We start from the raw sequence: 6,138 nt of genomic DNA, 5'->3' as shown, positions 1-6,138 counted from the left end.
CCTACGGCGTTATCCGCCGTTGCCGTCAGCTTCGGCGCTCGGGTTGACGGCGTATAACCGCGAACGGTTATTCGTCCTACGTCACTGGGTTTCCGCGTTCGCGGGAATGGCGGGATGGAATGATGGTACCTGCCTTCCAGAACTGCTCAGGGCAGCTCTACTCCCTTTAGGGGGCGTAGCCGAGGGCAGGGGGGAGGGCTGGGGCGCTCCGGTTATAGGGATGCGTCTTTCATGACGGTCAGAGTTAACAGCCACTTCCCATCCTGGTTTCATCCATTTTCGATCGCCGTGACCGACGCTTGCCGCGCAGGCTCTATGACTCGGAACAGGAGGATCTCATGAAGAAGAAACGCGACATCTTTGCCGAGCTGCTGAAAGGTTTTGAAGAACTGGCCGACATGCGCGACAGCCGAGCCTCCGCTGCCAACCAGAAGCCCCCCAGCCCCGAGGTCGTGCCTCCGGCCAAGGACCAACCGGCCCCAAAGCGGTAACACCACCCCACCCACTCCGCGACAAAATGAGGCGGCCGGAAACATTTCGCACGGCTTTATGGTGCATTTTCTGAAGGTCGATATTTCGCTTCCAGGCTGTAGCCCCCGAATTCATTGAGGCCTTGGTTTTATGGCCCGATACCTGCTTTTAAAATGGGTTTTACTATTCGATCCTGGATCACCTAAAATCCACCGCGTCAAGACGCCGGAGCCCTGTCTCCGGTGCTTCTATAATTAGTTGTCGCATTGAAGAAATAACCGTCAGGGGGCTGCCGCTAGAATGCCGCTCACCCCTGGAAGGCGTGGTTTTCCACGAGAAACCCGCCACGGCAATGCGCGCAGACGACAAGAACCTTCACTTCTGCACGGCAGCCTGGGCCAACCCCTCTCTCCTGCCAATCGAAGCCCTACCCTCGAAGGAGTTACTGATGAAGAAGTTCGCACTTCTCGGCGCGCTGGCGCTCTCCGCTATCACCGCATTCGCCCACGCCGACGAGAAGCCGGTTCGCATCGGTATCGAGGCGGCCTACCCGCCGTTCTCCCTGAAGACTCCCGATGGCCAACTGGCCGGCTTCGACGTCGACATCGGCAACGCCCTGTGCGAAGAGATGAAGGTCAAGTGCGTATGGGTCGAGCAGGAGTTCGACGGCCTGATCCCTGCGCTGAAAGTGCGCAAGATCGACGCCATCCTCTCGTCGATGACCATCACCGACGAACGCAAGAAGTCCGTGGACTTCACCAACAAGTACTACAACACCCCGGCGCGCTACGTCATGAAGGAGGGTTCGGCCCTCAATGACCCGCTGACCGACCTCAAGGGCAAGAAGGTCGGCGTGCTGCGCGGCAGCACCGCGGACCGCTACGCCACCGGCGAGCTGACCCCGGCCGGCGTCGAAGTGGTGCGCTACAACTCCCAGCAGGAAGCCAACATGGACCTGGTGGCCGGCCGCGTGAACGCGGTGGTGGCCGACTCGGTCAACCTCGACGACGGCTTCCTCAAGACCGACGCCGGCAAGGGCTATGCCTTCGTCGGCCCGCAGCTGACCGACGAGAAATACTTCGGCGAAGGCGTGGGCATCGCCGTGCGCAAGGGCGACAGCGCCCTGGCCGGCAAGCTCAATGCCGCCATCGCGGCCATCCGCGCCAACGGCAAGTACAAGCAGGTCCAGGACAAGTACTTCAAGTTCGACGTCTACGGCTCGAACTGATACCTGACCCAGAAGTGGCGCAAACCCAGGCCGAGACCTGAAGTTTGTGCCACTTTTTTATTGGGCGGCGGGCGCTGGGCGACCGCGCCTGACGATCTGCGCTCGCCGCTGCGGCGGGCGGTTGCAATGAGGTGCTGACCATGTTCAACGGTTACGCGGCCACCATCGTCGATGGTGCCTGGCTGACCCTCCAGCTCGCCCTGCTGTCGATGGCCATGGCGGTGGTCCTCGGCCTGGTCGGCGCGGCGTTCCGCCTGTCGCCGATCAAGTGGCTGGCCTGGTGCGGCGATGCCTATTCCACGGTGATTCGCGGCGTACCCGACCTGGTGCTGATCCTGCTGATCTTCTACGGCGGCCAGGACCTGGTGAACCGCGTGGCGCCGCTGCTGGGCCACGAGGACTACATCGACCTCAACCCCTTCATCGTCGGCGTCGGCACCCTCGGCTTCATCTTCGGCGCCTACCTCTCGGAAACCTTCCGTGGCGCCTTCATGGCCATTCCCAAGGGCCAGGCCGAAGCCGGCTTCGCCTATGGCATGAGCCACCTGCAGGTGTTCTTCCGCGTGCAGGTGCCGCAGATGATCCGCCTGGCCATTCCCGGCTTCACCAACAACTGGCTGGTGCTGGTCAAGGCTACCGCGCTGATCTCGGTGGTGAGCCTGCAGGACATGATGTTCAAGGCCAAGCAGGCCGCGGACGCCACCCGCGAGCCTTTCACCTACTACCTGTTCGTCGCCGCCCTCTACCTGGTGGTGACCAGCGTCTCGCTGCTGTTGCTGCGCGTGCTCGAGCGCCGCTACTCGGTGGGCGTCAAGGTCGCGGATCTGTAAGGGGAGCCATGCGATGATCTTCGACTACAACGTCATCTGGGAAAACCTGCCGCTGTACTTCAGCGGCCTGCTGGTGACCCTCAAGCTGCTGCTGATCTCCCTGGCCATCGGCCTGCTGCTGGCGGTGCCGCTGGCGCTGATGCGGGTCTCCAAGCAGCCGGCGGTGAACCTGCCGGCCTGGCTGTTCACCTACGTGATCCGCGGCACGCCGATGCTCGTGCAGCTGTTCCTGATCTACTACGGCCTGGCCCAGTTCGACGCGGTGCGCAACAGCATCTTCTGGCCCTGGCTGTCCAACGCCAGCTTCTGCGCCTGCCTGGCCTTCGCCATCAACACCAGCGCCTACACCGCCGAAATCCTCGCCGGCAGCCTGCGCGCCACGCCCCACGGCGAGATCGAGGCGGCCAAGGCCATGGGCATGTCGCGCCTGAAGATGTACCGCCGCATCCTCCTGCCTTCGGCGCTGCGCCGCGCGCTGCCGCAGTACAGCAACGAAGTCATCATGATGCTGCAGACCACCAGCCTGGCGTCCATCGTCACCCTGGTCGACATCACCGGCGCCGCGCGCACCGTGAACTCGCAGTACTACCTGCCATTCGAGGCGTTCATCACCGCCGGGGTCTTCTACCTGATCCTGACGCTGATCCTCGTGCGCCTGTTCAAGGCCGCCGAGCGCCGCTGGCTGGCGTACCTGGCGCCGCGCAAGCACTGAGGCGGGGAGGGGAGCATGCAACGCATCGATCACCTGCTGCCCTGCGCCAGCCTCGGCAGCGAACGTCGCCTCAGCGTGTTCCGCTATGGCGCCGGCGCGCGCAAGGCCTACATCCAGGCCAGCCTGCACGCCGACGAACTGCCCGGCATGCGCACCGCCTGGGAGCTGAAGCAACGCCTCGCCGCGCTGGAGGCCGAAGGCCGCCTGCTGGGCGTGGTCGAGCTGGTGCCGGTGGCCAACCCCATCGGCCTCGGTCAATGGCTGCAGGCCAGTCACCTCGGGCGCTTCGACGGCAATTCCGGGCAGAACTTCAACCGCGGCTTCGTCGAACTGGCGTCGCTGGTCGCCCCGCGCGTCGACGGATTGCTGGGCGCCGACGCCCAGGCCAACGTCCGGCTGATCCGCCAGCAGATGCTCGACGCGCTGGACGAGCTGCCGGCGCCGACGTCCGAACTGCAAGGCATGCAGCGCCTGCTGTTGCGCCACGCCTGCGACGCCGACCTGGTGCTCGACCTGCACTGCGACTTCGAAGCCTGCATCCATCTCTACGCGCTGCCGCAGCACTGGCCGCAGTGGCGCTCCCTGGCCGCGCGGCTGAAGGCGGGCGTGGCGCTGCTGGCGGAAGATTCCGGCGGCAACTCGTTCGATGAATCCTGCTCGCTGCCCTGGCTGCGCCTGGCCCGCGCCTTCCCGCAGGCGTCCCTCCCGGCAGCCTGCATGGCCACCACGGTGGAGCTGGGCAGCATGGGCGACACCCGCGTGGAGCAGGCGCGCGACAACGCCGAGGCGATACTCGCGTTCCTCGCCGAGCAAGGCCTGATCGCCGGCGACTGGCTGGCGGCGCCGGGCGAATGCTGCGAAGGCCTGCCCTTCGAGGGCACCGAGTATCTCGCCGCGCCCCACGCCGGGGTGGTCAGCTTCCTGCGCCGGGCCGGTGAATGGGTGGAAAAGGGGGCGCCGCTGTTCGAGGTGGTCGACCCCCTGAACGACAAGGTCAGCACCGTGCGCGCCGGCACCGCCGGCGTGCTCTTCGCCCTGGAAAGGGGGCGCTACGCGCTGGCGGGACACTGGATGGCCAAGGTGGCCGGGCGTGAGCCGTTCCGTACGGGCCGGCTGATCAACGACTGAATTCGAGAATCACGACATGTACAAACTTGAAATCCAAGACCTGCACAAGCGCTACGGCACCCACGAAGTGCTCAAGGGCGTGTCCCTGGCGGCGAAAGCGGGCGACGTGATCAGCATCATCGGCTCCTCCGGCTCGGGCAAGAGCACCTTCCTGCGCTGCATCAACCTGCTGGAGCAGCCCCACGCCGGCAAGATCCTGCTCAACGGCGAGGAGCTGAAGCTGGTGGCGAACAAGGACGGCGCGCTCAAGGCCGCCGACACCCGTCAGCTGCAGCGCATGCGCTCGCGCCTGTCGATGGTGTTCCAGCACTTCAACCTGTGGTCGCACATGAGCGCCCTGGACAACGTCATCGAGGCCCCGGTGCACGTGCTCGGCGTGCCGCGCAAGGAAGCCCTGGAGAAGGCCGAGCACTACCTGGCCAAGGTCGGCGTGGCGCACCGCAAGGACGCCTATCCCGCGCACATGAGCGGCGGCGAGCAGCAGCGCGTGGCCATCGCCCGCGCCCTGGCCATGGAGCCTGAGGTGATGCTGTTCGACGAACCGACCTCGGCGCTCGATCCGGAGCTGGTCGGCGAGGTGCTCAAGGTCATGCAGGACCTGGCCCAGGAAGGCCGCACCATGGTGGTGGTGACCCACGAGATGGGCTTCGCCCGCGAGGTGTCTAACCAGCTGGTGTTCCTGCACAAGGGTCTGGTCGAGGAGCGCGGTTGCCCGAAAGAGGTGCTGGCCAACCCGCAATCGGACCGCCTCAAGCAGTTCCTCTCCGGCAGCTTGAAGTAAGCTGTATCCTCAGACGAAGTCGACAGAAGCTTCCGCATGACTGCCCAACGCATCGGTTTCCTGCTCTGGCCCCAGACCCGCGCGCTGACCCTGGCGCTCGCCGAAGAGGCCCTGCGGGTCGCCCGGCGCCTGCACCCCGAGGCGCTCTACGACCCGGTGTTCATGAACGCCGAGCAGCCCGTCGAGGGTGAAGGCTGGCGCCTGCCCGGGCAGCCCTGGCAGGGCGCGCTGGAGCAGTGCCAGCGGGTCTTCCTGGTGGCCGACGAGGCGCCGCAGCACGTCTCCGCGCCGCTGGCCGCCGCGCTCAAGCAACTGGCCCGTGGCGGCGCCAGTGTCGGCGCGCTGTCGGCGGGCATCTACCCGCTGGCCCAGCTCGGCCTGCTCGATGGCTACCGCGCTGCGGTGCACTGGCGCTGGCATGACGACTTCACCGAGCGCTTCCCCAAGGTCATCGCCACCAATCACCTGTTCGAGTGGGACCGCGACCGCCTCAGCGCCTGCGGCGGCATGGCGGTGCTCGACCTGCTGCTGGCGGTGCTGTCCCGCGACCATGGCGCGGAACTGGCCGGCGCGGTGTCCGAGGAACTGGTGGTCGAGCGCATCCGCGAGGGCAGCGAGCGCCAGCGCATCCCGCTGAAGAACCGCCTCGGCTCCAGCCACCCGAAGCTCACCCAGGCGGTGCTGCTGATGGAGGCGAACATCGAGGAGCCGCTGACCACCGACGAGATCGCCCAGCACGTTTGCGTCTCGCGCCGGCAGCTGGAACGCATCTTCAAGCAGTACCTGACCCGCGTGCCCAGCCAGTACTACCTGGAACTGCGCCTGAACCGCGCGCGGCAGATGCTCATGCAGACCAGCAAGTCGATCATCCAGATCGGCCTGTCCTGCGGCTTCTCCAGCGGCCCGCACTTCTCCAGCGCCTACCGCAACTTCTTCGGCGTGACCCCGCGCGAAGACCGCAACCAGCGTCGTGGGCAGGGGGCTGCCG

Annotated in this window: 7 protein-coding genes; all 7 read left to right on the top strand. The window is 65.8% G+C overall.

Annotation, left to right across the window (positions count from 1 at the left end; all coding sequences use genetic code 11):
* The first annotated feature begins 338 nt into the window (after positions 1 to 338).
* Complete coding sequence (locus P3W75_RS13950; RefSeq protein ID WP_276227948.1) at positions 339 to 491, top strand: hypothetical protein; 153 nt, start codon at positions 339 to 341, stop codon at positions 489 to 491.
* Between the two features lie 428 nt (positions 492 to 919).
* Entirely contained in the window at positions 920 to 1,699 is a 780-nt protein-coding gene (locus P3W75_RS13945) for an ABC transporter substrate-binding protein (protein ID WP_276227947.1), read from the top strand.
* A gap of 140 nt (positions 1,700 to 1,839) precedes the next feature.
* Positions 1,840 to 2,529: an ABC transporter permease gene (locus tag P3W75_RS13940; protein WP_276227946.1), complete on the top strand. Its 690-nt coding sequence runs from the start codon at positions 1,840 to 1,842 to the stop codon at positions 2,527 to 2,529.
* Positions 2,530 to 2,542: 13 nt separating this feature from the next.
* On the top strand, positions 2,543 to 3,241 hold the full coding sequence (locus P3W75_RS13935; protein ID WP_276227945.1) for an ABC transporter permease: 699 nt from the start codon (positions 2,543 to 2,545) through the stop codon (positions 3,239 to 3,241).
* A 15-nt stretch (positions 3,242 to 3,256) separates the two neighbouring features.
* Positions 3,257 to 4,369 carry a succinylglutamate desuccinylase/aspartoacylase family protein gene (locus P3W75_RS13930; RefSeq protein ID WP_276227944.1) on the top strand — a complete coding sequence of 371 codons (1,113 nt, stop codon included), beginning with the start codon at positions 3,257 to 3,259 and terminating at the stop codon, positions 4,367 to 4,369.
* Positions 4,370 to 4,385: 16 nt separating this feature from the next.
* Positions 4,386 to 5,150: an arginine/ornithine transport ATP-binding protein AotP gene (aotP, locus tag P3W75_RS13925; RefSeq protein WP_276227943.1), complete on the top strand. Its 765-nt coding sequence runs from the start codon at positions 4,386 to 4,388 to the stop codon at positions 5,148 to 5,150.
* 36 nt (positions 5,151 to 5,186) lie between these two features.
* A partial coding sequence (argR, locus tag P3W75_RS13920; RefSeq protein WP_276227942.1) for a transcriptional regulator ArgR occupies positions 5,187 to 6,138 on the top strand: 952 nt, incomplete at its 3' end.

It is taken from the genome of Pseudomonas citronellolis, from assembly GCF_029335315.1.
GTDB lineage: Bacteria > Pseudomonadota > Gammaproteobacteria > Pseudomonadales > Pseudomonadaceae > Pseudomonas > Pseudomonas citronellolis_A.
The sequence above is the reverse complement of the archived record's forward strand: the minus strand, read 5'-3'. Positions and strand labels throughout refer to the sequence as shown.